Source organism: Cyanobium sp. ULC082 (assembly GCF_977927535.1).
Genome location: NZ_OZ376397.1, coordinates 1300441 through 1323180, shown reverse-complemented (window position 1 = coordinate 1323180; position 22740 = coordinate 1300441). Strand labels below are relative to the sequence as shown.

The 22740-nt window shown below is 67.4% G+C and carries 25 protein-coding genes; 10 read left to right on the top strand and 15 right to left on the bottom strand.

From position 1 onward, the window contains the following. From tsf to ACXMDY_RS07085, 8 genes are all read right to left on the bottom strand, one after another. Nucleotides 1-663 carry a translation elongation factor Ts gene (tsf, locus tag ACXMDY_RS07120; protein ID WP_259702276.1) on the bottom strand — a complete coding sequence of 221 codons (663 nt, stop codon included), beginning with the start codon at nt 661-663 and terminating at the stop codon, nt 1-3. Between the two features lie 75 nt (nt 664-738). After that, nucleotides 739-1458 (bottom strand): 30S ribosomal protein S2, encoded by a 720-nt coding sequence (rpsB, locus tag ACXMDY_RS07115; protein ID WP_259702277.1) that lies wholly within the window; start codon nt 1456-1458, stop codon nt 739-741. 142 nt (nt 1459-1600) lie between these two features. Next, nucleotides 1601-2533 carry a glycosyltransferase family 2 protein gene (locus tag ACXMDY_RS07110; protein WP_259702278.1) on the bottom strand — a complete coding sequence of 311 codons (933 nt, stop codon included), beginning with the start codon at nt 2531-2533 and terminating at the stop codon, nt 1601-1603. A gap of 11 nt (nt 2534-2544) precedes the next feature. Continuing rightward, entirely contained in the window at nt 2545-2700 is a 156-nt protein-coding gene (locus ACXMDY_RS07105; protein ID WP_011129965.1) for a hypothetical protein, read from the bottom strand. Between the two features lie 73 nt (nt 2701-2773). Beyond that, nucleotides 2774-3463: an ATP-binding cassette domain-containing protein gene (locus ACXMDY_RS07100; RefSeq protein WP_259702342.1), complete on the bottom strand. Its 690-nt coding sequence runs from the start codon at nt 3461-3463 to the stop codon at nt 2774-2776. A 154-nt stretch (nt 3464-3617) separates the two neighbouring features. After that, nucleotides 3618-4805, bottom strand: coding sequence for an ABC transporter permease DevC (gene devC / locus ACXMDY_RS07095; RefSeq protein ID WP_259702279.1), 1188 nt, complete (start codon nt 4803-4805; stop codon nt 3618-3620). Then, entirely contained in the window at nt 4802-5611 is an 810-nt protein-coding gene (locus tag ACXMDY_RS07090) for an HlyD family efflux transporter periplasmic adaptor subunit (RefSeq protein WP_259702280.1), read from the bottom strand. The genes devC and ACXMDY_RS07090 overlap by 4 nt, the downstream gene beginning before the upstream one ends. Before the next feature lie 68 nt (nt 5612-5679). Further along, entirely contained in the window at nt 5680-6474 is a 795-nt protein-coding gene (locus tag ACXMDY_RS07085) for a phycocyanobilin:ferredoxin oxidoreductase (protein ID WP_399236321.1), read from the bottom strand. A 47-nt stretch (nt 6475-6521) separates the two neighbouring features. On the opposite strand from ACXMDY_RS07085, the gene ACXMDY_RS07080 reads away from it, so the two are divergent. Both ACXMDY_RS07080 and ACXMDY_RS07075 read left to right on the top strand, forming a co-directional pair. Then, nucleotides 6522-7802 (top strand): M16 family metallopeptidase, encoded by a 1281-nt coding sequence (locus ACXMDY_RS07080; RefSeq protein WP_259702282.1) that lies wholly within the window; start codon nt 6522-6524, stop codon nt 7800-7802. Further along, nucleotides 7799-9115 carry a M16 family metallopeptidase gene (locus tag ACXMDY_RS07075; protein WP_259702283.1) on the top strand — a complete coding sequence of 439 codons (1317 nt, stop codon included), beginning with the start codon at nt 7799-7801 and terminating at the stop codon, nt 9113-9115. The genes ACXMDY_RS07080 and ACXMDY_RS07075 overlap by 4 nt, the downstream gene beginning before the upstream one ends. Here ACXMDY_RS07075 and ACXMDY_RS07070 read toward each other — a convergent pair. Beyond that, nucleotides 9076-9333 carry a DUF3148 domain-containing protein gene (locus ACXMDY_RS07070; RefSeq protein WP_259702284.1) on the bottom strand — a complete coding sequence of 86 codons (258 nt, stop codon included), beginning with the start codon at nt 9331-9333 and terminating at the stop codon, nt 9076-9078. The genes ACXMDY_RS07075 and ACXMDY_RS07070 overlap by 40 nt on opposite strands. Before the next feature lie 61 nt (nt 9334-9394). Here ACXMDY_RS07070 and ACXMDY_RS07065 point away from each other — a divergent pair, with 61 nt between their 5' ends. From ACXMDY_RS07065 to ACXMDY_RS07050, 4 genes are read left to right on the top strand one after another with little or no spacing between them, the layout of a single operon-like run. Beyond that, entirely contained in the window at nt 9395-9970 is a 576-nt protein-coding gene (locus ACXMDY_RS07065; RefSeq protein ID WP_259702285.1) for a biotin transporter BioY, read from the top strand. Nucleotides 9971-9994: 24 nt separating this feature from the next. Continuing rightward, nucleotides 9995-10474 carry a signal peptidase II gene (gene lspA / locus ACXMDY_RS07060; protein ID WP_259702286.1) on the top strand — a complete coding sequence of 160 codons (480 nt, stop codon included), beginning with the start codon at nt 9995-9997 and terminating at the stop codon, nt 10472-10474. Then, complete coding sequence (locus tag ACXMDY_RS07055) at nt 10461-12650, top strand: transglycosylase domain-containing protein (protein WP_399244133.1); 2190 nt, start codon at nt 10461-10463, stop codon at nt 12648-12650. Before lspA ends, ACXMDY_RS07055 begins: the two co-directional genes overlap by 14 nt. Continuing rightward, the gene (locus tag ACXMDY_RS07050) at nt 12650-14242 is read left to right on the top strand and encodes a YcjF family protein (RefSeq protein WP_259702344.1); all 1593 of its coding nucleotides are present in this window, start codon (nt 12650-12652) and stop codon (nt 14240-14242) included. The genes ACXMDY_RS07055 and ACXMDY_RS07050 overlap by 1 nt, the downstream gene beginning before the upstream one ends. Nucleotides 14243-14322: 80 nt before the next feature. Here the strand turns inward: ACXMDY_RS07050 and ACXMDY_RS07045 are convergent, their stop codons facing one another. Beyond that, a complete protein-coding gene (locus ACXMDY_RS07045) occupies nt 14323-15822 on the bottom strand; it encodes a pyridoxal phosphate-dependent decarboxylase family protein (protein ID WP_259702287.1) in 1500 nt (499 codons plus the stop codon). A 238-nt stretch (nt 15823-16060) separates the two neighbouring features. Between ACXMDY_RS07045 and ACXMDY_RS07040 the strand changes: the two genes are divergently transcribed. Then, nucleotides 16061-16558, top strand: coding sequence for a nucleoside deaminase (locus ACXMDY_RS07040; protein WP_259702345.1), 498 nt, complete (start codon nt 16061-16063; stop codon nt 16556-16558). On the opposite strand, the gene ACXMDY_RS07035 is transcribed toward ACXMDY_RS07040, so the two are convergent. Continuing rightward, the gene (locus ACXMDY_RS07035; RefSeq protein WP_259702288.1) at nt 16476-17684 is read right to left on the bottom strand and encodes a pyridoxal-phosphate-dependent aminotransferase family protein; all 1209 of its coding nucleotides are present in this window, start codon (nt 17682-17684) and stop codon (nt 16476-16478) included. The two genes, ACXMDY_RS07040 and ACXMDY_RS07035, sit on opposite strands and share 83 nt — an antisense overlap. 76 nt (nt 17685-17760) lie before the next feature. Beyond that, on the bottom strand, nt 17761-18279 hold the full coding sequence (locus ACXMDY_RS07030) for an allophycocyanin subunit beta (RefSeq protein WP_259702289.1): 519 nt from the start codon (nt 18277-18279) through the stop codon (nt 17761-17763). Nucleotides 18280-18525: 246 nt separating this feature from the next. Between ACXMDY_RS07030 and ACXMDY_RS07025 the strand changes: the two genes are divergently transcribed. Next, nucleotides 18526-19599 carry a class I SAM-dependent methyltransferase gene (locus ACXMDY_RS07025; RefSeq protein WP_259702290.1) on the top strand — a complete coding sequence of 358 codons (1074 nt, stop codon included), beginning with the start codon at nt 18526-18528 and terminating at the stop codon, nt 19597-19599. Between the two features lie 4 nt (nt 19600-19603). Here the strand turns inward: ACXMDY_RS07025 and ACXMDY_RS07020 are convergent, their stop codons facing one another. After that, entirely contained in the window at nt 19604-19882 is a 279-nt protein-coding gene (locus ACXMDY_RS07020; RefSeq protein ID WP_259702291.1) for a hypothetical protein, read from the bottom strand. A 9-nt stretch (nt 19883-19891) separates the two neighbouring features. Between ACXMDY_RS07020 and ACXMDY_RS07015 the strand changes: the two genes are divergently transcribed. Beyond that, entirely contained in the window at nt 19892-20260 is a 369-nt protein-coding gene (locus ACXMDY_RS07015; protein WP_457767522.1) for a DUF6439 family protein, read from the top strand. A gap of 28 nt (nt 20261-20288) precedes the next feature. On the opposite strand, the gene ACXMDY_RS07010 is transcribed toward ACXMDY_RS07015, so the two are convergent. Together ACXMDY_RS07010 and ACXMDY_RS07005 are read right to left on the bottom strand one after the other, a co-directional pair. Next, a complete protein-coding gene (locus ACXMDY_RS07010; protein ID WP_259702293.1) occupies nt 20289-20699 on the bottom strand; it encodes an ATP-binding protein in 411 nt (136 codons plus the stop codon). 172 nt (nt 20700-20871) lie between these two features. Then, nucleotides 20872-21594: a GUN4 domain-containing protein gene (locus ACXMDY_RS07005; protein ID WP_259702294.1), complete on the bottom strand. Its 723-nt coding sequence runs from the start codon at nt 21592-21594 to the stop codon at nt 20872-20874. A gap of 71 nt (nt 21595-21665) precedes the next feature. Here ACXMDY_RS07005 and mnmH point away from each other — a divergent pair, with 71 nt between their 5' ends. Beyond that, nucleotides 21666-22739, top strand: a complete 1074-nt coding sequence (gene mnmH, locus ACXMDY_RS07000) for a tRNA 2-selenouridine(34) synthase MnmH (protein ID WP_457767521.1) — start codon at nt 21666-21668, stop codon at nt 22737-22739. Nucleotide 22740 lies beyond the last annotated feature (1 nt).

The window sequence follows — 22740 nt, the reverse complement described above, 5'->3', positions numbered from 1 at the left end:
TCAAGGGGCCGGACTGGCCATGGAGGCCACCTCAGCGGCGAAATCCACCTGTTCGACCTCGATGCCTTCACCGAGGGTGTAGCGGGTGTAGCGCCGCACCTGGATGTTCTCGCCGATCTTGCCGGCCACCTGTTTGACCAGCTCAGCCACGGTGATCGAGCTGTCCTTGATGAAGGGTTGCTCCAGCAGCGCCAGCTCCTTGAGGCGCTTGCCGATGCGCCCCTCGACGATCTTCTCCTTCATCTTGTCGGGTTTGCCGGCCAGGTCGTCGCGACCCATTTCGATCGCCTTCTCCCGCTCAACCACGTCTTCGGGGATCTGGTCGGTGCTGACGTATTCAACGTTGGGGCAGGCGGCGATCTGCATCGCCACGTTGCGCAGCAGATCCTGGAACAGATCGCCGCGGGCGACGAAGTCGGTTTCGCAGTTCAGTTCCAGCAGCACCCCAACCCGGGCACCGGTGTGGATGTAGCTGCCGATCGCGCCTTCCGCCGCCGTGCGTCCAGCCTTTTTCTCGGCGGTGGCGATGCCTTTCTGGCGCAACCATTCGGCCGCTTTGGTCATGTCGCCATCGGATTCCGTCAGCGCCTTCTTGCAGTTCATCATTCCTGCGCCGGTTTTGTCGCGCAGTTCCTTGACGAGGGTTGCTGTGATCGCAGCCATGGGGAGAAGGGATGGAGAGAGATCAGGAAGAAAGGGACCGGGTCCGGGGCTGGTCAAGCAGCCAGCCCCATGGGCTCAGGACTCCTCGTCGTCGCCGGAGCGTTGGTCGGGGGCACCATGCCGGCCTTCGTTGATCGCGTCGGCCAGGCGTCCGAGCACCAGCTGAACCGAGCGCACGGCGTCGTCGTTGCAGGGAATCGGCACGTCGGTGAGATCGGGATCGCAATTGGTGTCGAGCATCGACACCAGAGGGATGTCGAGCTTGCGGCACTCGAGCACGGCGTTTGTTTCACGGCGCTGGTCGACCAGCACCACCACATCCGGCAGCCGCCGCATGTTCTTCAGACCACCGAGATACTTCTGAAGACGGTCGAGCTCGCGCCGCAGCACGGCGGCTTCCTTCTTCGGCCGCATCGCAATCGCCCCGGAGGACTCCATCCGCTCCAGATCCTTGAGCCGGTCGATGCGGGCGCGCATGGTGCTCCAGTTGGTGAGCATGCCGCCCAACCAGCGCTGATTCACGTAGGAGGCTCCGCAGCGGGCGGCCTCGATGGCGATCACTTCGGAGGCCTGCTTCTTGGTGCCGACGAACAGGAAGCGCTTGCCGGATCGGGCGGCGCTGCGGGTCCATTTGTAGGCGTTGTTCATGCAGATCGCGGTCTGCACGAGATCGATGATGTGGACTCCGTTGCGCGCGCAATAGATGTAGCGCGACATCTTGGGATTCCAGCGGCGGGTTTGGTGCCCGAAGTGGGCACCCGCCTCCATCATTTCGGAGAGGGTAACGACAGCCATGGTTGAGAGGGGTTTCGGGTTCGCCTCCACCTGCCAGGGATCAGGGCGGAGTGGCTCCAGGGGGAGTCACCGGGTTCGCCTGAGCACCCGAAACGGACAGGTGTGCGGTGTTGGGGGACCTCTCAAGTTACCAAAGAGCCTGTTAGCTCAATCCCTCCGCCCGGGCCTCCCGGTAGAGGGCGCGGACACCGATCCGGTTGAGTGGCAGCCGGAGCAGTTCCATCGCCAGGGCGGAATGGCCGTGGCGCAGCAGCCAGGCCAGCAGGGGACGAAGGCTGCGCTCATTGAGAAGGCCGCCGAGGGTGAGCAGTTCCCAGAGCAGGCGGTGCAACCAGGTGAACTGGATGATGAAGCGGACACGCCTGGTGGGGTGTTTGCGGTAGAAGACCAGGCCCATGCGAGCTCTCTCCTGCTCGATGCGAACCAGATCGGGAACCTGCTCCAGGCTCAGGGCCGGATGCCAGTGATACCCGGGTGCCTCCGGGCAGCGGACCAGCTCGACTCCCATGCGGCGCAGGCGCTCTCCCAGTTCCAGATCTTCCCAGCCATAGAGGCGGAAGCCGGTGTCGAACAGGCCGGAGAGCTCCAGCAGGGATCGATCGATCGCCACATTGCCGGTGGCGAAGTAGGCCCAGGAATGATCGCTGAGCTTGTGGGGTTCGCTGGTGGGATCGTCGAAATTGCTGGTGTTGATCACCGCTCCGTAGGTGAAGCAGAGCTTGTTGCCCCGCTCCAGCCAGTGGCGGGAGAGGGCCCTGGCATGGGAGAGCAGAAAGAGCTCGGTCACCACCAGATCGCTGTCGATGAAGACGATCACATCACCGCGGGCCTGCTCGACCCCCCGGTTGCGCCCCGCTGCTGGGCCGCCATGGTCCTGCTCGATCAGGCGCACATGGGGAAAGGCGGCGGCATTCCGGCGCAGCCAGTCGGCGGTGCCATCGGTGGAGCCGTCATCGACGACAACCACCTCGTAGGTGTCGATCGGAGCGGCCAGTTGCTGCCGCTCCAGGGCCCGCAGGCACTTCTCGAGGATGGCCCGGCGGTTGTAGGTGGGGATGACGACGCTGGGGAACATGCTCCCGCTGCTCAGTCGGCCGCGCCACCGTTGTTGGCGGTGCCGGTCACCCCGTTGCCGGCTCCTTCGCCGCGACCGTCGTTGCGCAGCTTGCGCTTCTTGAACTTGCGGGCGTAGGAGCGGTTGCGCTCCTGCTTTTCCTTCTTGAGGTTCCTGCGTTTCGCCATGGAGAAAGGATGGACCTTGGGGAGAGAAAAACCATCCTACTCCTGGCCTCCAGCCGGAGCTGTCAAGCCCGGTTCAGCCCGCTGCTGCCACCAGCGGCGCGGTACGGAGGCGTCCATCCTCCATGGCCACCAGCCGGTCGGCCACATCCAGGATGCGGGGATCGTGGGTGACCATCAGCACGGCGCAGCTCTGCTCCCGGGCCAGCCGCTTCAGCAGGTCCACCACTTCGCGGCCGCTGCGGCTGTCAAGGGCGGCGGTGGGTTCATCGGCCAGGAGCAGCCTGGGGTGGGCGGCGAGGGCCCGGGCGATCGCCACCCGCTGCTTCTGGCCACCGGAGAGGTCATGGGGGAGTTTGCCCAGGTGGTCGCCAAGGCCGACGGCTCGCAGCCATTCGCGGGCCTGGTCTCGCCGGGCCCGATAGCCGAGGCCAGGGAGCAGATCCGAACCCATCTGCACGTTCTGCTCGGCGGTGAGGCAGCGCAGCAGGTTGTGACCCTGGAAGATCATGCCGATCTGGCGCCTGAGCTGTTGACGCAGCCGGCGGCTGGAGCCCTCCAGTTGCTCCCCCATCACCGTGACCTGCCCCTGCTGAACCTGGCGGAGCCCCCCCACCAGGGTGAGCAGGGTTGTCTTGCCGCAGCCGGAAGGGCCGGTCAGCAGCACCACCTCGCCGGGGTGGATGCGCAGCTCCACGTTCTGCAGGACCTGGCGCCGCATCTCGCCCTCGCCGTACCAGTGGCAGAGGTCGTGAAGATCCACCATCGGCGGATCGTCGGTGGACGGGGCATTGCTGCCGTTGCCGGTTCCATTGCCGGTGCCGGTGACGGTGCCGTTCCCAGTGCCGTCGCTGTGGGTGGGGTGGACAGCCATGGGAAGCGGTTCGGTCGGAGGGTGGTTGGCCCGGGTTGGCCCAGGGTCAGAAGATCTCGGCTGGATCGGCGTCGGCCAGGCGCCGCATCGCCATCGCGGCTGAACCCATGCACATCACCAGGATCATGCTGAACACCACGACGGCGCGGGTGGTGTTCATCTCCACCGGCAACTTGGTGGCTGAGCGCACCAGGGCATAGAGCCCCTGGCCAACCCCGTAGGCGGGCAGGTAGCCGAGCAGGGCAAGCAGCAATCCTTCCCTGCCCACAACCCCGAGCAAGGCGGTGAGGGGATAGCCCATCGCCATCAAGGTGGCGTACTCCGGCAGGTGATCGCTCACATCGGAGTAGAGGATCTGATAAACAATCACGCAGCCCACGACGAAGCCCATGCCGGCCCCCAGGGTGAAGATGAAGCCGATCGCCGTGCTGCTGCGCCAGTAGTCCTTTTCGGATTCCTCAAACTCCTTTTTGGTGAACACGGTCACGTCCCTGGGGAGCTGCTTGCGCAGGCGCTGCTGAACCTCGGCAGGCTCTGCGCCGGGGCTGAGCCGGATCAGACCCAGCTCAATGCTGCCTGCAGGGGTTTCCGGGAGCAGGCTCAGGAAGGTTTCGCGGCTGGTGATCAGGTTGCCGTCGGCGCCGAAGGAGGGGCCGAGTCCGACCAGCCCCGCCACCCGCACCCGCGTGCCGCTCACCTCGGTTTCCACCGTGCGGCCCTGGCGGAACCAGGGCCCGACCGGCCCGAACTCCTCCCGGGACAGTTCATCGAAAAGGACACGGCCGCGCTGGGTGAGCAGCTTCGCCTTGCTCTTCAAGCCGGGGTCCAGAAAGAGGGGATCGTTGGGCTCGAAGCCGATCGCCAGAATCGAGCGGGTGCTTTTGGTTTCGGGATTGCGCCAGAGCAGGAAGTTCCAGTTCACCGGTGTGATCCCCTTCACCTCGGGATCACCGAGGGCCTGCACCAGGCGTCGGCGCGGAAATCCCAACATGCTGATCGAGCTGATCGTCCGCGGACTGATCAGCACCAGGTCGGCATCGAAGAGCTTGTGGATCGTGACGCTGGCATCGAACAGGCCGTCGCGGAAGCCCAGCTGCATGAACATCAGGATCCCGGCGAAGCTGATGCCGGCCAGGGCCACCGCCAGCCGTACCGGCTGCCGGGTGAGCAACAGCCAGGCCAGGGGAATGCGCCGGGAGGTCCAGAGCCGGCCCAGGCCGGACAAGGCGCTCATGGCTGGAAGCGGGTGATCGTTTTCATGCCGACGAGATTGCGCACCCGGCTGATATCGGCTGGATCGAGTTCGAGCCGCACTTCCACCACCCTGGCGTCGGCGTCGCCGGTGGGGTCGGTGGAGAGCACCTGGCGCTGGCGCACCTGGGGGCTGATTCGGATCACCCTGGCGCCGAGGCTGCCGCTGAAACCGCCGTTCTCGCTGGTGACCGTTGCTTTCTGGCCGAAACGCAGTCGGCTGATGTCACTTTCGTAGACCTCCGCCACCGCCTCCATCCGGTCACTGGCTCCAAGTTCCAGGATGCCGTTTTCACCTGGCCGCTCACCCACCCGCGACTGGAGACGCAGCACGGTGCCGGCGATCGGCGCGCGGAGCTCGGTGTTCACCAGGTCGGTGTCGGTCTTGAGCAGCTGGTTGCGCGCTTCGATCAGGTTCCCTTTCAGCTCGATCAACTTGAGTTCGCGGGATTCCAGATCCGCAGCGGCGGTGGCGCCGGCCCGGGCCAGCTGGCGGTAGCGATTGATCTCCCTCTCCAGCACCATCACCTGGCTGCTGAGGTTGGTGATGCGGCTGTTCACCAGCCGCCGCTCCGCCTGCAGGGTGGGGCCGTTGTCGAAGCGGGCCAGCACCTGTCCCTGGGCGACCCTGTCCCCCTCTTCAACCAGCAGCTCGGAGAGCCGCGGGCTGCCGCCGAAATCGGTCGTCGGCGCGGCAAGCTTGCGCACATCGCCGGCCGGCTCCAGCCTGCCCAGGGCCGACACCGCTTCAGGGGCGACGGCAGGCTGGGCGCGGGGAGCTCTGGCCACGGCCGAACGTTGCCTCGACTGCCAGAACCAGAAAACTCCCCCCAGCAGCAGCAGAGCCGCCGCGGCGATCAGCAGCGGGCGCCTGATCCGTCGGCCGGGATCAGCGGCGGATCGTCGAACAGGAGTTCCTCGATGTAGCGGTTGGCCCAGGCCGGGTTGAACGCCTTCTCCAGGACCCGCCGGGTCTTGTCGTTGCGTTTCTGTTGCTGGCAATAGGACAGCTGGCCGTGATACCGATCAATCGTAGCCGGGTGATTCAGGGGTTGCTCCTCGGCCTGGGCAATGGCGGTGGCGAGCACCGCCAGCAGACCGTTCACCTCTTCGATGAACCAGCCTTCCTCGGTGGCGCCGACCGGCCGCACGAAGCGCACGAAAGGAGAGAAGATCGTGCCCCAGGCGGGCAGTTCGCGGATCTGGCTGAACGGATGAACCGGCAGGTTCTCCAGACCGGCAGCGATGCCGGTCGGCAGCACCCCCGTGGTCGGGGAGAGGTCGGCGATCGCGGCGGAAACCCCGGCGGGCCCGGCCACGATGTCGGCTCCGAACACGGGAAGATCGAAACGGGGATCCGGGAAGTAGACGCAATGCAGGATCTGCAGCCCGGCCCCGAGCCGGGCCGTTTCCAGATGGAGCTTGCGCAGGCCACGGCAGCGCCTGAGCTCGTTGTGGATGAACAGGCGCTCGCCATCGAGGCTGCCGGTGATCGCTTCGAGATCGGGGGCGATCTCCAGCCCCTCCAGGGCGGGGAGGGAAAGCCAGCTGGCCCGGATCTGCTCGGCCAGAGCGTCTACAAGGGGATGGATGCCGCCGGCGGTTGATGCTGTGCTGGTCACGGAGGCTGCCTCAGCCAGCAGAATGCTGATCCTGCCATGCGTGATCGGTTCAGCCCTTGGTGTTTTCGCAGGATTTGGTGTTTTCGCAGGATTCAGAGGAAATCTTCCCGTCCCCTCTCGCCTTCCAGCTCGACAACGGGGTCCAGGTCGTCACCGTTGAGCAGGAGCAGGCTCCGGTGGTCTGTCTCGATTTCTGGTGCCAGGCGGGGAGCCGCACGGAGGCAGCTGAGGAATACGGCCTGGCCCACTTTCTGGAACACATGGTCTTCAAGGGCAGCGGCCAGCTCGCCGCCGGCGAGTTCGACCGTCGCATCGAGGCCCTTGGAGGCAGCAGCAACGCAGCCACCGGTTTTGACGATGTGCACTATCACGTCCTGATTCCGCCGGCCGCCGCGCCTGAAGCACTCGATCTGCTGCTGGATCTGGTGCTCCATCCCAGGCTCGACCCGGACGATTTCGGCATGGAGAAGCAGGTGGTGCTCGAGGAGCTGGCCCAGAGTGAAGATCAACCGGAAGAGGTCGCCTTCCAGCGGCTGCTCGCCCTGGCCTGCCCCGGCCATCCCTATGGCCGCCCGATCCTCGGCGATCGCAGGTCTCTTCTGGACCATGACCCGCAACGGATGGCCCGGTTTCACAGGCGCCGCTATCAACCCGGGCACTGCAGCCTGGGAATGGCCGGTGCGGTGGGGGATCTCGATCTCGAAGGCCTGCTGGCCAGCAGCCCTCTGGCTGGGCTGTCCCCCCCTGACCATCAGGCTGACGCTGGGCTGACCGCTGCCGGGTTCGCGCCGCTGCGGCTGCAAAGCGGCCGCCACGATCTGCGCCTGCCCCGGCTGGAGGCCGGACGGCTGTTGATGGCCTGGTCGTTCCCGGCGGCTGCCGATCTGGATGCGGTGGCCGGTGCCGATCTGCTCACCACACTGCTGGCCGAAGGCAAGCGCAGCCGGCTGGTCCAACGGCTGCGGGAAGATCTCAGGCTCGTCGAGAGTATTGATCTGGATCTGAACGTGTTGGAGGCCGGCAGCCTCGGACTTCTGGAGGCGGTTTTCGATCCTGGCCAGGCCGAGCGGGTGGAGGCCCAGATTTCCCAGGTGTGGCAGGAGCTCTGCGCGGCGCCCCCCACGGAGCAGGAACTGGAGCGGGCCCGGCGGCTGGTGGCCAATGGCTACCGCTTCGGCCTGGAGTCGGCTTCCGCCGTGGCCGGTCTCACCGGCCATCAGGGGCTCTGGGGCCGCCTTGCACCATTGAGCCATCCCCTGGAGCTGCTCGAGGCCTGGTCGCCGGAGCGCATCCGCAGTGAGATGGTGCCGCTGCTCGATCCGGGCAAGGCCTGCCGTCTGCTGGTGCTGCCGGCATGAGCGCCCTGCTTCACCCCCCTCTCCCCACGCCTGAAACCTTCACCCTGCAGGGTGGTTGCCCGGTCTGGGTGCTGCGCCGGAGCGGACCGGCGATCGTTTCCGCCAAGTTGTGGATCCGGGGCGGCAGCGGCGCCGATCCCCGCGGTCAGCGGGGCCGCGCCCAGTTGCTGGCAGGCCTGCTCAGTCGGGGTTGCGGCGACCTCAGTGGCGAGGCGATGGCCGATCTGGTCGAGGGCCTCGGTGATGAGCTCCGCTGCGAGGCCACCGAAGACGGCCTGCTGATCAGCCTCAAGTGCGCCAGTGCCGACAGCGCCGCCCTGCTGCCCCTGCTGCACGCGATGGTGCTCAACCCCTGGTTGGCGAGCGATCAGATCAGCCTGGAGCGCCAGCTCAACCTGCAGGCGCTGCTCCGCCAGCGGGAAGACCCGTTTCAGCAGGCCCACGACCTGCTGCGGCATCAGTTGTTTGGCGAAGGCCCCTACGGCCACGATCCCCTCGGCGTGGAGGATGAACTGGCGGCTCTGGAGCGTCCCCAGCTGCTTGAGGCGGCTGGCCGGCTCGGCGCTGAAGGGGCCGTTCTGGTGATCACCGGTCAGCCGCCGCCGCAGCTGCCGGCGCTGCTGGAGCCTCCGGTCGGACCGCTCTGGCCCACCGCGCCGCCGCTGGCGGCAGCTGGCCCCGGTGGTCGCTCGATCGCCGCCCTGGTGAGCACCGAACTCGACACCGAGCAACTCGTCCTGATGCTGGGGGCGGCCACGGTCTGCCTGGCTGATCCCCGTTCCGTGGCCCTGCGGCTGTTGCAGTGCCATCTGGGGGTGGGCATGTCCAGTCGCCTGTTCGTGGTGCTGCGCGAGGAACAGGGTCTCGCCTACGACGTGGGCGTTCACCTGCCGGCCAGGCGCGGCGCCGCCCCCTTCGTGCTTCATCTCTCCAGCTCGGCGGATCGGGCCACCGAGGCCACCACCCAGTTGTTGGAGGAATGGCAGCGGCTGCTTGATCAGCCCCTCACCACTGAAGAGTGGCAGCTTGCCCTGGCCAAGTTCCGTGGCCTTGTGGCCACCGGTCGTCAGACCTGTGGCCAGATCGCTGATCGTCAGGCCCTGGTGCTGGGCCATGGCCTGCCCTGGTCCTACCCCGATCAGGCCAGCCAGCAGGCTGAAGCCCTTGATCCAGAAGCTCTCTGGCAGGCCGCCCGCTCCCTGTTGGCGCGCCCCAGCCTCAGCCTCTGCGGACCCGCAGCGGCCCTCGCCGCCGCGGAGCGGGCCTGGGCCGCTCACCCCCTGGGCTCCTCCGCTTCGGCGCTGCTGAGCTGATCGGCCCGCATCACGAAGGTGCCACGGCGAAAGCGGACCGCCACCTGATCCAGGGCCCTGAGGCCGGTGATCTGCCCGACTTCACTGGGATCGACCAGGTCGGGGGGGCGCAGCATCGGCATGGGATCTGCGGTTTTGAGGAAGTCGGGGCTGCCGCTGAGGCGCACCCGTGTCCCGACCGTCCAGGCATGGGGAGGGGGGCTGTCTGAGGAGTTCATGGTTCGATGCTCTCGGCTGCTCCCCACTACAGCAGGATGGGGAGAGTCAGGTTCCATTCGATTGCGGGCCCTAGCCAACTGGAGCGGCGCCATCGTGGGGCTGCTGTTGATCATCAGCGGTGGTCTGATTCAGACCTTCATTCCCCTGCCGACGACCGGTGGCGGCGTTGTCCTGCAGGAACTGCCGGTCACGGCTCAGGTTCCGGCCCTGTTGCTCACGGCGCTCGTCTGCGGACCGCGGCCCACCCTGCTGGCGGCCGTGGCCTACCTGAGCCTGGGTCTGCTGATGCTGCCGGTGTTCCACGGCGGCGGTGGGATGGCCTATCTGCTCGACCCCGGCTTCGGCTACCTGGCCGGGTTCGTGCCGGCCGGCTGGGTGACCGGTCGGCTGGCACGGCAGGAGGGGATGGGTGAGCTGCTGCGCCTGCTCGGGGCCGCCCTGCTGGGTCTGCTGACCATTCAGCTCTGTGGCATCACCAACCTGTTGATCGGTGGCCTGGTGGGCCGCTGGGGAGGCAGCCTGGTTGATCTGTTGCTCAGCTACAGCCTGGGCCCACTGCTGCCGCAGCTGCTGCTCTGCTGTGCCGTTGCCGTGCTGGCGGTGCCTCTGCGCAGGCTGCTTCTGGTCGAACCATGACATCTGCCCAGTGACGACATTCCAATGACGCTGCCTGTCCAGTCCCGCAGACGGGTCGCCTGGCTGATCGCCGCCGCGGTGGTGCTGCTCGATCAGCTCAGCAAGGCCTGGGCGGGCATGGCCCTCGCCCCCGCCGCTCCCCAGCCTTTCCTGCCGGGCCTGCTGCGCCTGCGATTGGTGTTCAACACCGGCGCGGCCTTCAGTCTGTTTCAGTCATCCACTGCCCTGCTGGGTCTGGTCAGTTTCCTGGTGGGGATCGGTCTGATCGTCTGGATTCAGCGGCAGGACAGCCTGCGTCGCTGGCAGGCGGTGGGACTGGGCGCCCTGCTCGGGGGGGCCCTGGGCAATGGCCTCGACCGCTGGCGGCTGGGGGGTGTCGTTGATTTCCTGGAGCTGGTTCCATTCCCGTTCCCGGTGTTCAACCTGGCCGATCTGGCCATCAACGTGGCGGTGGCCTGCCTCGCCCTGGACCTGTGGGAGGGGCGGTCCGGTGCTGGGCGCTGAGCTGCTGAATCGACGGGTGGCGGCAAGCTCCCTGCCCTCCGAAGCGCTCCTGGAGCTCTTCGTTCCGGGCCATCCGAGCCGCCGGATCAGCCTGCACGGTGGTCTCTATCGCCTGGGCCGCGACAGCCGCCTGGAGGTCTGGCTCGACCATCCGGCGGTCAGCAAGCGCCATGCCCTCCTCGAGCAGATCGGTTCCGACTGGCTGCTCCGCGACGATGGCTCCACCAATGGCCTCTACTGGCGTGGGCAGCGGATCAGCCAGCTGCTGCTCCGTGATGGAGATGCGGTCCGGTTCGGACCCGCCACGGAGCCCGGTCTGCCGGAGCTGGTTTTTCAGCGTCGCCCCCAGCCACGCCTGCCCACCCTGTTCAGGGTCGCCGCCGCCACCGCCGCCGCCGTTGCCTCGGCTGGAATGCTGCTGCTGGGGTTTTCGGTGGTGCTGATGCCCGTGCGGGGCAGCCTGGCGCCGGTGCGGGGACCGGTGGCTCTCTACGACCGCCTGAACCGGCCCCTCAGTTCTGCTGATTCGAGCGAACACCGCGAGAACAAAGCGCTCAGTAACTACCCAAGGGTGTTGATCGAAGCGTTGCTGGCCAGCGAGGACAGCCGCTTCTGGTGGCATCCCGGTGTGGATCCGATCGGCACCGGCCGGGCGCTGGTCACCAATCTGCTGGGGGGGCGGGTGCTGGAAGGGGGCAGCACCCTGACCCAGCAGCTGGCCCGCAGCCTGTATCCCGACCAGGTGGGGGAGGGGGAGACCCTGGTGCGCAAATGGCGGGAGCTGCTCGTTGCCCTGCAGCTGGAGGCGCGCTTCAGCAAGGGCGCCCTGCTGCTCAGCTATCTCAACCGGGTGTATCTGGGGGTGGGCTGGGGCTTCGAAGACGCTGCCCGGGCTTACTTCGCCAAGCCTGCCGCCCGACTCAGCCTGGAGGAGGCTGCGCTGCTGGTGGGGCTGCTGCCATCCCCCAACGGCCATGATCCCTGCAGCAATCCCCAGGCTGCTCTTGAGGCCCGCAATGGGGTGTTGCTGAAGATGGCCAACACCGGACGGATCAGTGCCGATCAGGCCCGCCAGGCCCGCCGTCGTCCGGTGCAACTGGGTCCCGATGCCTGCCGGGGCGGCCGCAACCGACCGGTGCCCTTCTACACCGACCAGGTGCGCAGCGATCTGGAGGGTCTGCTGGGCGCTGATGTGGCCGCCGAAGGGAACTTCCTGGTCGAAACCCACCTTGATCCGCTGTTGCAGCAGGTGGTGGAACGCCAGCTGCGCCGCAGGCTCGATGTCGGGGCGCCGGCCGGGGTGAGTGAGGGGGCGGTGGTGGTACTCGACAGTCGCAACAGCGGGGTGCTGGCGATCGCCGGCGGTCGCGATTACCGCCGCAGTCAGTTCAACCGGGCCAGCATGGCCCTGCGCCAACCGGGCAGCACCTTCAAGCTGTTCACCTACCTCGCGGCCCTCAACCAGGGGATCAAGCCGTCCGCCGGCCTCAACTGCGGTCCGCTGAAGTGGGCCGGCCAGTCTTTCGCCAGCTCCTGTGGCGGCACGCTCAGCCTGGGCCAGGCCTTTGCGATCAGCAGCAACACCGCCGCCCTTCGCCTGGCCCGGCGGGTCGGCCTGGAGAAGGTGGAGCAAATGGCCCGGGACCTGGGCCTCACCTCCACGATGCAGGCGGTGCCCGGGCTGGCCCTGGGCCAGAGCGAGGTGCGCTTGATCGAACTCACCGCCGCCTACGCCGCCGTCGCCAATGACGGGGTGTGGCACGCCCCCAGCACCGTGCGGCGACTCACCGATGCCGAAACCTGTGGCGGCCTCGACAATGCCCGCTGTCGCAAGCAGCCCAGTGGTCCAGGTCGCACGATCAGCCCGGCCCGGCCGGTGGTGAAGCCCGCGGTGGCCAGGCAGATGCAGGCTCTGCTGCGGGGTGTAGTGCGCGGTGGCACCGGCACCGCCGCCTACCTGGGCGGTGAGGAAGGGGGGAAGACCGGCACCACCAACAAGGGGCATGATCTGGTCTTCGTGGGCTACGAGCCAAGCCGGCACTGGGTGATGGGGATCTGGCTGGGCAATGACCAGAATCGGCCCACCGCCGGCTCCAGTGCCCTGGCCGCCGGCCTCTGGGGAGACATCATCCGTGCGGCGGGCCGGGGTTCACAGCCGGCCGTGGCCAAGCCGTGATGCGTCGCTTCCGGCCCTGGCTGTGGTTGGGGGCAGCCCTGGCGGCGGTGGTGGCGGCGTCCCTGCTGCTGCAGGCTTTCAACACCCTTCTCTGGCAGTTGAGTTACCTGCTGCCCTACTGGCTGGTGGGGCCGGTGATGTTGCTGCTGTTCGGCGGCGGCGGCCTGCTGGCGCTGCGGCTGGCCTGGCCCTGGCTGCTGGCCTGGCGCCAGCCCCGCCCGGCTCGCTTGCCCCCGCCAACCATTCAGGGGCCGCTGGCGAGCCGTCAGGAAGCGGCCGAGCGCAACCTTCAGGCGATTGATCAAGTGCTTGAGCGGGTTCGCGACGATGTCGAACGCGAAGCGCTGCGCCAGGAACGTGACCGGGTGGAGGCGGAACTGGCCCGGGGGGACCTGGTGTTGGTTGTGTTCGGGGCGGGGTCCGCCGGCAAGACGTCGCTGATCCGGGCCCTGCTCAACGAGGTGGTGGGGGATGTGGGGGCGCCGATGGGCTCCACCAGCGAGTGTGAGACCTATCGGTTGAGGCTGAAGGGACTGCGCCGCGGCCTGCAGCTGGTCGATACGCCGGGGATCCTCGAAGCCGGGGCGGATGGCCGCGAGCGGGAAACCGTGGCCAGGCAACGGGCTGCGCGGGCCGATCTGCTGCTCCTGGTGGTGGATGGAGATCTGCGGGCTGCCGAGCTGGAGGTGTTCGAGACCCTCGCCAGTCTGGGCAAGCGCCTGATTCTGGTGCTCAACAAATGCGATCTGCGGGGGGAGCAGGAGGAACGGCGACTGATCGGCCTGCTGCGCCAGCGCGCCGGTGGCCGGCTCGACACCGAAGATGTGGTTCCCACCAGTGCGGCGCCCCAGTCGCTGCCGCGGCCCGGCGGCAGGCCCCTGCAACCGGACCCGGAGGTGCAGGCCCTGGTGCGACGACTGGCCACGCTGCTCCACCAGGACGGCGAGGAACTGATCGCTGACAACATCCTGTTGCAGAGCCGTTGCCTCGGTGCTGCCAGCCGGGCGCTGCTGGCTCGCCAGCGTCGCCGCGATGCTGAAGGCATCGTTGAGCGCTACATGTGGATCGGGGCGGGCGTGCTTGTGGTCAACCCCCTGCCCGTCGTTGATCTGCTCGGCACCGCCGCGGTCAACGCCCAGATGGTGGTGGAGATCGGCCGGGTTTACGGGGTCAACCTCTCCCGGCAGAGCGGGCAGGATCTGGCCCTTTCGGTGGGACGGACCCTGGCCGGGCTGGGAATGATCAAGGGGGGACTGAGCCTGATCAGTTCGGCGCTGACCCTGAATCTGCCGGCGCTGGTGGTCAGCAAGGCGGTGCAGGGGGTTGGCGCAGCCTGGCTGACCCGCATCGCCGGCCAGAGTTTCATCACCTATTTCGAGCAGGACCAGGACTGGGGCGATGGCGGACTGCAGGAGGTGGTGCAACGGCAATACGACCTCAACCGCCGGGATGGTGCCTTGAAACGCTTCCTGGAGGCGGCTTTCAACCGGGTGGTGGAGCCTCTGCAACGGCGGAAGGATCCGCAGTTGCCGCCGCGCCCAGGGCCTCGGGGGGAGGCGGCAGAAGGGGACCGCGGGCGTCGAGCACCGTGATCAGGCCCAGATAGAGCACACCGATCAGAATCGAGAGTGCCCCGGTGATGATCGCCACCCAGCGGCCCCGGCGGCTCGGCTCAGCCATTCGCCACCACCGGGCTGGCTCCAGGGGCGACCCCCTGCAGCGACCGCCGCACCACGGCCCCAAGCCGCTCCAGCTCGGCCTCACCGGTATGGGGGTTTCCCAGCACCGCCTTGAGGTGGTGGTGGCCCTGGTAAAGCGGCCGTGACAGCATCAGCTGCTCGGCCAGCAGGGCGGCGCGGCACTGGGTCGACCATCGCTCCGTGGCGATCGGGTCGAGACCGGCCGGCCTGAAGGCGAGCAGGTGCAGCGGACCACCGAGCAGGAGCAGCTCCCCTGCCGGCAGGTCGTGCTCCAGTCGTCGCTGCAACCGTCGCCGTCGCGTGATCGCCGACTCGATCACCCGCTCGACACCTGAGAGTCCAAGCTGGCGCAGACCCAGCCAGAGCTTGAGGATCTCGGCACTGCGGCTGCCCTGCAGGCCGTACTCCCCACCGTGGCCATCGGCCCAGCTCGGCTCCATGTAGGGAAGCCCGGTGCCGAAGGTGGCGGGCAGCAGGGTGGGATCAGCTAGCAGCAGCAGCGAGGAGGTCTTGGTGATTCCCAGCAGCTTCTGGGGATTGATCGTGACCGAATCGGCCTGGCCGATTCCCTCCACCCGATGGCGGTGGCGCTCGCTGAGGGCGAGCACCCCACCGATCGCCCCATCGACGTGCAGCCAGATCCCATGGCGGCGGCAAAGGGCGGCGATCTCCACCAGGGGATCCACCGCTCCCCTCACCGTGGTGCCGGCGGTGGCCACCACGGCGATCACGGGTCTGCCCTCTCGCTGCAGTTGCTCCAGCGCCTCCTCCAGCCGGAGCGGATCGAGGCCACCGGTCGCATCGACGGGCAGGCGCTTCAGGGCCTCGCTCGGCAGACCCATCACCATCAGCGCCTTCTCGATCGAGACATGCAGGTCGGCGCTGCCCACGACCACGGCCTCCTGGCAGGTCCCGAGACCACGGCTCCGGCGTGCGGTAACCAGGGCCATCAGGTTGCTGAGGCTGCCGCCACTGGCCGGGACGCCGCTCGCCTTCTCGCCGAGCCCGAGCCGGCGAGCCAGCCAGGCGCAGAGGCCCCGCTCCAGCCTGCTCAGGGACGGGGACAGTTCCTCGGCCAGCAGGTTGTTGTTGAGCCCGGCGCAGATCAGGTCGCCCACCAGCGAGGCGGTGAGCGGGGGCGGATCGAGATGGGCCAGGGCACCTGGATGGCTGGGGTTGTACGCCCCGTCCATCAGCTGTTGAAGATCTGAGAGGAGCCGCTCACCATCGAGCCCATCCTTCTGAGGCTCCAGGCCAGGCAGCAGGCTGAGTCCCGGCAGGGGCGGGCGACTGGAGGAGGAACCCAGCCAGCGGCAGAGCTGATCGGCGGCATCCCGCAGAAATGTCTCCAGTTGCGGATCGACCTGGTCGGGAGAAGCGAAGGGCAGCGGCCCGCAGCTGCCGACCGGCACCGGCAGGGAGGCGGCACCGGGCAGGGGGCTCAAAGCGGGCAGGGTGGTCGGGCCGATCATTCTCCTGGGAGGCGGTGCATGGCGCTGGGCAGCGATTGTCCTGGGCGGTGACCTTGTTTGACCTGTTCTGCAGTGACCATTTCTGCAGTCAATCCTCTCTGGAGCTGGGGGCACTCTGGCGGGGTGTCAGCCTGGCTGCATCAGTTCACGTCCAACCCCAGCTCGCCCAGCATCCTCGCCCCCGCCCCCGGTTGTGCCCACCCCAATTGCCTGTGCGGATGATCAGCGGCTGCTCTGGATGGAGCGGTTGCTCCGCCTGGCCCGCCTGGCCGGCTCGCGCGGGGAGGTTCCGGTTGCCGCCGTGGTTCTTGATGGCCGCGGCCGTTGCCTGGGCTGGGGAACGAACCAGCGCCAGACCCGACAGGATCCGCTGGGGCATGCCGAGCTTGTGGCGCTGAGGCAGGCCGCAGGCTTGCGAGGGGACTGGCGCTTCAACGACAGCACGCTGCTGGTGACCCTGGAGCCCTGCCCGATGTGCGCCGGGGCCCTGATCCAGGCCCGGATGGGCACGGTGGTGTTTGGCGCTGCCGACCCGAAACGCGGCGCCCTGGGTGGTTGCCTGGATCTGTCGATCGACCCGAGCGCTCACCATCCGATGGTGGTGCTGGGGGGGGTGCTCGCTGCCGAGGCCCAGGATCTGCTGGCCGGCTGGTTCAGGCAGCAGCGACGGCAACAGCGGCTTGATCGCTCGACGCGCCCGTCCGGAAGGCGGGAAGCTCCGTTTCAAGCAGATTGAGCAGCCGGTCGACGTTTTCGGCACGGCTGTTGTAGCCCATCAGGCCGATTCTCCAGACTTTGCCGGCCAGGGCCCCGAGGCCGCCTCCCACTTCGATGCCGTGACGGTTGAGCAGATGCAGGCTGAAGGCCTTGCCGTCGATGCCCTCCGGAATCCGGACCGTGGTCAGGGTCGGCAGCCGCAGGGGCTCAGCCACATGGAGTTCGAGCCCCAGCCGCTCGAGACCGGCCCAGAGACGTTCCGCGTTCTGGCGATGGCGGGCCCAGGCATTGTCCAGGCCTTCATCGGCCAGCAGCCTGAGGGCTTCGCGCATGCCGAAGTTCATGTTCACCGGGGCCGTGTGGTGGTAGGTGCGGTTGCTGCCCCAGTACTGATTGAGCAGGGAGACATCGAGATACCAGTTGGGTACCTTGCCGCTGCGGGCGGAGAGCTTGGCTTCGGCCCTGGGTCCCATGCTGAACGGTCCCAGACCGGGAGGGCAGCTCAGGCCCTTCTGACTGCAGCTGTAGGCCAGGTCGACGCCCCAGGCGTCGAGGTGGATCGGCACAGCGCCGAGGGACGTGACCGTGTCGAGCAACAGCAGGCAGTTGTGACGGCGGCAGAGTTCACCGATCCCCTCCATCGGCTGGCAGACGCCGGTGGAGGTTTCGGCATGGACGATCGCCAGGATCTTCGGATGGTGCAGCAGCAGGGCCGCTTCGATCTCAGCCAGGCTGAAGGCTTCCCCCCAGGGGCGCTCGATCGTGTGCACCTCGGCCCGGTAGCGCTGGGCCATGTCCACAAGGCGGTGGCCGAAGTAGCCCTTGACGGCCACCAGAACGCCGTCGCCCGGCTCGACCGTGTTGGCCAGGGTGGCTTCCATGGCAGCGCTGCCGGTGCCACTCATCGGAATGGTGAGGCGGTTATCGGTTTGCCAGGCGTAGCGCAGCAGCTCCTGCACCTCACCCATCAGCTCGATGTAGAGGGGGTCGAGGTGGCCGATCGGACTGCGCGCCAGGGCGGCCAGAACGGTGGGATGGGCGTTGGAGGGTCCTGGGCCCAGCAGCAGCCTCTCGGGTGTGGCGATCGGTTCCAGCGAGAGGCGATGGCGATCGCTGACTGGGGCAGAAGGAAACTGGGTGACCAAGACCAGCGGCGCGAAAGGAAAGAGATGCGAAGCCTACGCAGCAATGGGCCGCGGGCTCTCCAGGGACCGACCGGGGCTAGCGGGCCCGGACGTTGACGGCGCCAAGTCCGCGGACCATGTGGTTGAACGGCAGGCGAACCACATCGGTGGGACCCAGCCCGACTGATTCAAGCCGCTCGCTGACCACATCGGCCAGCAGGTTGATGCTGCGGACGGTAGGCCCGGTGGGAACTCCCAGGCTCTTGTAGGTGTCGTCGAGGCCGTTGAGCACCCGCTCATCGAGGATGGTGGGGTCGTCTGCCACCAGGGCGTAGCTGGCGTAGCGCAGGAAGTAATCCATGTCGCGCAGGCAGGCCGAGAGGCGGCGGGTCGTGTAGGCATTGCCGCCGGGAAGCAGCAGTTCCGGATCCTCCTCGAACAGCCGGCGGCTGGCTTCACGCACGATGTCGGTGGCATCCCGATTGATGATTTCCGCTGCCGCCAGGCGTAACCCGGACTGGGCGAAGTAGCTGGAGATCCGATCGATCGCATCCCGATCGAAATAGCGCCCAAGCTGGTCATACCGACCGATCAGGCCGGTAATGGCATCGCGCATGACGTGGAGATCCGCTGACCTGAGCCGAAAACTAGCACCCGCCTACCGCAAAGAACCCAGTGCAGCCGTGGGATCTGAAGATTTTGACAGAAACGGTTACGCGGCTTCGGGGCTATTCCCGTTGATGCCCTTCCCACTCAGTGCGAGCCCGGGTCCTGCCCGGCAGTGCTCCTGATCCGGCTCGCGGCGCCTGGGCCGATCCGTTGGAATGGGACTTCCTCCAGGTTCAGCTCCCTGATCCAGCCGATGCCTGAAACGGTCAGCAAGATCGCCTACCAGACACTCCAGCAGGGCAAAAGCCTGCTTGGCCTGGCCCATAAGGAGGTGAGCACCAGGCTTCTGGAACTGCTCGCCCCGGGCAGCCTGCCCCAGACCGTTCCAGTCCCTCCGGAGATGTTCGAGCAGTTGCGCAGCTCGATGAATCGCCTCCTGGAGGTCGACTGGCAGGACGCCGAGCGGGGGGTTTATCCCTCCTCCCTGCTTTTTGAGGCTCCCTGGATGCAATGGGCCACCCGTTATCCCCTGGTCTGGCTCGACCTGCCCAGCACCTGGAGCCGACGCTCTCAGCGCAATGTGCGCGACCTCCCCCGGGAGGTGGATCCCGCCGATTTTCCCGCCTACTACCTCCAGAACTTCCACCATCAGACCGACGGCTACCTGAGCGATCGCTCTGCCCTCCTCTACGACCTTCAGGTGGAGATTCTGTTCAACGGCACGGCGGATCCGATGCGCCGTCGCGTGCTGGCGCCTTTGCGACGGGGCCTGCGGGCCTTTCCAGGCCGTACGCCAGGCCAGTTGAGGGTCTTGGACGTGGCCACCGGTACCGGCCGGACCCTGCGCCAGTTGCGAGGTGCCCTGCCGGGAGTTCAGCTGGTCGGGCTCGATCTCTCGACCGCCTACCTGCGGGAGGCCAACCGCTTCCTGGCCCAGTTGCCCGGCGAATTGCCGCAACTGGTGCAGGGCAATGCGGAGGCGATGCCGTTCGCCGATGCCACCTTCCAGGCGGTCAGCTGCGTTTTCCTGTTGCACGAGCTCCCGGGCGAAGCCCGCCAGCAGGTGATCGCCGACTGTTTCCGGCTGCTTGAGCCCGGCGGCACCCTGGTGATGGCCGATTCCGTTCAGATGGCCGACTCTCCGGAATTCATGCCGGCGATGGAGAACTTCCGCCGCATGTTCCATGAGCCCTACTACCGCGATTACATCAGCGATGCCATCGATGGACGGCTGCGGCAAGCCGGATTCGAGGCGATTCACTGCGAATCCCACTTCATGACCCGGGTCTGGAGAGCCACCAAGCCATTCGGATCCCCTGCCTCCTGACGGTTCAAGCTCGGAGCAGCCAGGCCAGCACCAGGCCGGCGCCACCCCAGCGCAGCGCTCTCCAGAACCATTCCCCGCCGCTCTGTTCGGTGCGAAGCGACCTGGGCAGGGGATCCAGCAGCCGCTGGCCCAGCTCCAGGTGCTGGCGGAGTCGGCGGGCCCCGCTGCCGGTGTCTTCGGGTTTGAGCCGTTCGCCGCGGGCGGCCATCGCCAGCAGGGCGGAGAGGCTGTTCAACCACCCCGATGGTCGGCGGCGGCTGGATCTGCGCAGGCCTTTGGGCATGGCGCCAGGATGGATCCCCATGCCGCCCTGCGTCCAGTGACGCCTCCCTCCGAAATCGGCGTTCCCGTTGGGATCGCCCGTGCCAATGATCCTGCTGCGCCGCGCAGCCCCTGGCCGGACGGCAGCCGCCAGCTGGCCGAGGCCCTGCATCGGCTGCTGGTGATCCAGGAGCGCGACTGGCACGCCCACAAGGGGCAGAAGCCCCGCCGCGGGGCCGAGCAGATTGCCGCGGCTCTCGTGCAGTTGGTCGGTGATGACAGCTCTGCGAAGCAACTGGGCGGCGAGGCTCAGGTCCGGGCGATCGCCCTGCTGGAGCAGGGTCTGGCCTGGTTGAAGGGCGACCTCAAGGATCCTGGCTGCCCCAGCCACGGCCGCTAGCTAGGCGGCGGCGGCACAACGCTGACGGTCAGCGCCGGCGTTGTGCGGCCAGTTGGAGCCGGTTGCCCCGACCGCTCCAGCGCACATCATCGAAACAATGGTGGATCAGAAAGAAGCCCCTGCCGCAGCAGGCCTCCGGACTGGCTGGAAGCTCCCTGGTGCGGGAGGCCGGCGGTACGCCGAAGCCCTCATCCTGGATCTGCCAGATGACCCAGCGGGGCGAGAGGATGCGGCGGATCCGCAGACATTTGCTGGGATCACCACCGTTGCCATGGCGGACGGCGTTGACCAGGGCTTCCTGAAGGCCCAGCTGAAGGCCCGCCAGGTTGGCGGCCTGGGCCACCGGCTCCAGCAGCAGCTCCAGCAGCGGTCCGAGCTGGAGGGTTGACGGGGTGATGTAATCCGTCCAGGTGAACGTCTTCCCAGCGAAGAGGTTCAAACGGAAAGGCCTGATGCCGGAAACGGCCTTCGGAAACGCCGATCTCGTCAACAGCTGGAGGTTCCAGGGGAAGCCCCAGGGAACGGTTGACGGGATCTTGAACAGCAAGGTGCTCAAGTGAAGCGGCATCCACTCTTTCGCCCACTGAATTTGACCCTAACCGCCTGTCCCTTCAGCTGACGACTCGCTGTTGCAGAGCGGGATGGCAGAGCAGGGCATCCATCAGCCGCACTCCCCGCAACTGGTTGACCAGGGGCATGTGTCCTTCCGGCGCCTCCAGGGACCAGGTGAATCCGGATGGATAGCGGGTCCAGACCCCGCCGGTTTTCCAGCCCAGCTTCGGCCACAGCAGCGGCCAGCGTCCGCCGACGCTGCGCAGCAGGCGAGCCTGGACCGAGAATCCGAATCGCCCGAGCGAATAGCAGTTCCAGAGCCGGTCGAGGCTCACCAGATCCAGGCCCTCGATCGGTGCCACCTCGCTGAAATAGACATAGCCGCGACCTTCGGCCGCAGGGCCGGCCAGCTGGCGCAGGATGGCACTGGTGAGCCGGTCGGCCTCCTCGAAGGCCTTGCCCATCAGGGCGCTCTGCAGGGGCAGATAGTCGATGCCCTGGGCCGTGCCGAGCTCCAGCCAGCCCTGGGGATAGCGGCAGAGGAAGTCGCTGGCCAGGGCATCCTGCTCCTTCAGCAGCAGGTGGATCAGGGTGCCGGCCACCCAGTCGTCACCGCTGGCATCGAGATGCCCGAGGCTGTCGATGAGCAGGGGACGGAGCTCGGCGGCCCGGGCGTCGAGCTGGTCGAGAAGGCTGCGCCGCTGCCGTTGCGAGCTGGTCAGAAACCGTTCCAGCAGCTCTTCGGCGCTGATGGTGGTGGAGGCGGATGGTCCGGAGAGCATGACGTTCAGCCAGCCTGATCGGGGCCAGCGTGGGTCCACTATGTCAGGACAGGTCGGTCCGGGTCGGGGGGATGGCGGTGCGGCTGGCGATCGAGCCATTTCTGGCCGCCCCGGGGCCGCTGCTCGATGGGCGCAGTCCGGCCGAGTTCGAGCGGGGCCATATCCCCGGTGCCCACAGCCTGCCCCTGTTCAGCGATTCCGAACGGGCCGAGATCGGCACTCTGTTTAAGCAGCAGGGTCGGACGGCGGCCGTCCAGCTCGGTCTCGCCCGGGTCGGCCCCCGGCTGGCCGAGCTGGGGGAGGCCCTGCGGATGCGCTACGAGGGCCAGCCGCTGCGGATTCATTGCTGGCGTGGTGGCCTGCGTTCCGCCAGCCTCGGCTGGCTGGCCGAGACGCTTGATCTGCCGGTGCTGCTGCTGGAGGGTGGTTACAAGGCCTACCGGCAGTGGGTGCTGGCTCGCTTTGAGCAGCCCTGGCCGCTGCGCCTGCTGGCGGGCCGCACCGGCACCGGCAAGACCGATCTGCTGCTGGAGCTGGCCCGGCGCGGCGTGGCGGTGGTGGACCTGGAGGGGCTGGCCCACCATCGGGGCAGCAGCTTCGGTGGCCTGGGCCAGCCGCCCCAACCGAGCACCGAGCACTACGAGAATCGGCTGGCCCACCAGTTGAACCAGCTGGCCGAGGCCGCTGAGATCTGGTTGGAAGCCGAGAGTGTTCAGGTGGGCCGCTGCCGGATTCCGGCCGGGCTCTGGCGGCAGAAGCAGACGGCGCCCCGGCTGGAGCTGCGTCGCCCGCTTGAGGAGCGGGTACGGCGGCTGGTGGAGGTGTATGGGGGGCAGGATGGCGCAGCCCTTGCCGAGGCCACCGCTCGGATCGCCAAGCGACTGGGACCGGAGCGAACCAAGGCGGCCCTGGCGGCGATCGCTGCCGGGGATTGGGCAGAGGCCTGTCGCCAGATGCTGGATTATTACGACCGTTGTTACGACCACGATGCCCGGCGAGCACCGGCGCAACAGGCCACCCTCCAGCTCTCTGGGTCGTCTTCGCCGTCTTTGTCGCCGGTGGCCTGGATCGAGCTCGGAGTCTGGCCTGAGCCGACTGTGGCGGAGTTGTTGCTGAACCAGGGCCGGATCAGTCGTGCTGTTTAGG

Excerpts from the sequence above, each read along its gene's own strand:
- tsf (WP_259702276.1), bottom strand. The coding sequence starts at position 663 with ATGGCTGCGATCACAGCAACCCTCGTCAAGGAACTGCGCGACAAAACC.
- rpsB (WP_259702277.1), bottom strand. The coding sequence starts at position 1,458 with ATGGCTGTCGTTACCCTCTCCGAAATGATGGAGGCGGGTGCCCACTTC.
- ACXMDY_RS07110 (WP_259702278.1), bottom strand. The coding sequence starts at position 2,533 with ATGTTCCCCAGCGTCGTCATCCCCACCTACAACCGCCGGGCCATCCTC.
- ACXMDY_RS07105 (WP_011129965.1), bottom strand. The coding sequence starts at position 2,700 with ATGGCGAAACGCAGGAACCTCAAGAAGGAAAAGCAGGAGCGCAACCGC.
- ACXMDY_RS07100 (WP_259702342.1), bottom strand. The coding sequence starts at position 3,463 with ATGGTGGATCTTCACGACCTCTGCCACTGGTACGGCGAGGGCGAGATG.
- devC (WP_259702279.1), bottom strand. The coding sequence starts at position 4,805 with ATGAGCGCCTTGTCCGGCCTGGGCCGGCTCTGGACCTCCCGGCGCATT.
- ACXMDY_RS07075 (WP_259702283.1), top strand. The coding sequence starts at position 7,799 with ATGAGCGCCCTGCTTCACCCCCCTCTCCCCACGCCTGAAACCTTCACC.
- ACXMDY_RS07070 (WP_259702284.1), bottom strand. The coding sequence starts at position 9,333 with ATGAACTCCTCAGACAGCCCCCCTCCCCATGCCTGGACGGTCGGGACA.
- lspA (WP_259702286.1), top strand. The coding sequence starts at position 9,995 with ATGACGCTGCCTGTCCAGTCCCGCAGACGGGTCGCCTGGCTGATCGCC.
- ACXMDY_RS07050 (WP_259702344.1), top strand. The coding sequence starts at position 12,650 with ATGCGTCGCTTCCGGCCCTGGCTGTGGTTGGGGGCAGCCCTGGCGGCG.
- ACXMDY_RS07045 (WP_259702287.1), bottom strand. The coding sequence starts at position 15,822 with ATGATCGGCCCGACCACCCTGCCCGCTTTGAGCCCCCTGCCCGGTGCC.
- ACXMDY_RS07040 (WP_259702345.1), top strand. The coding sequence starts at position 16,061 with ATGGAGCGGTTGCTCCGCCTGGCCCGCCTGGCCGGCTCGCGCGGGGAG.
- ACXMDY_RS07030 (WP_259702289.1), bottom strand. The coding sequence starts at position 18,279 with ATGCGCGATGCCATTACCGGCCTGATCGGTCGGTATGACCAGCTTGGG.
- ACXMDY_RS07025 (WP_259702290.1), top strand. The coding sequence starts at position 18,526 with ATGCCTGAAACGGTCAGCAAGATCGCCTACCAGACACTCCAGCAGGGC.
- ACXMDY_RS07020 (WP_259702291.1), bottom strand. The coding sequence starts at position 19,882 with ATGCCCAAAGGCCTGCGCAGATCCAGCCGCCGCCGACCATCGGGGTGG.
- ACXMDY_RS07015 (WP_457767522.1), top strand. The coding sequence starts at position 19,892 with ATGGATCCCCATGCCGCCCTGCGTCCAGTGACGCCTCCCTCCGAAATC.
- ACXMDY_RS07005 (WP_259702294.1), bottom strand. The coding sequence starts at position 21,594 with ATGCTCTCCGGACCATCCGCCTCCACCACCATCAGCGCCGAAGAGCTG.
- mnmH (WP_457767521.1), top strand. The coding sequence starts at position 21,666 with ATGGCGGTGCGGCTGGCGATCGAGCCATTTCTGGCCGCCCCGGGGCCG.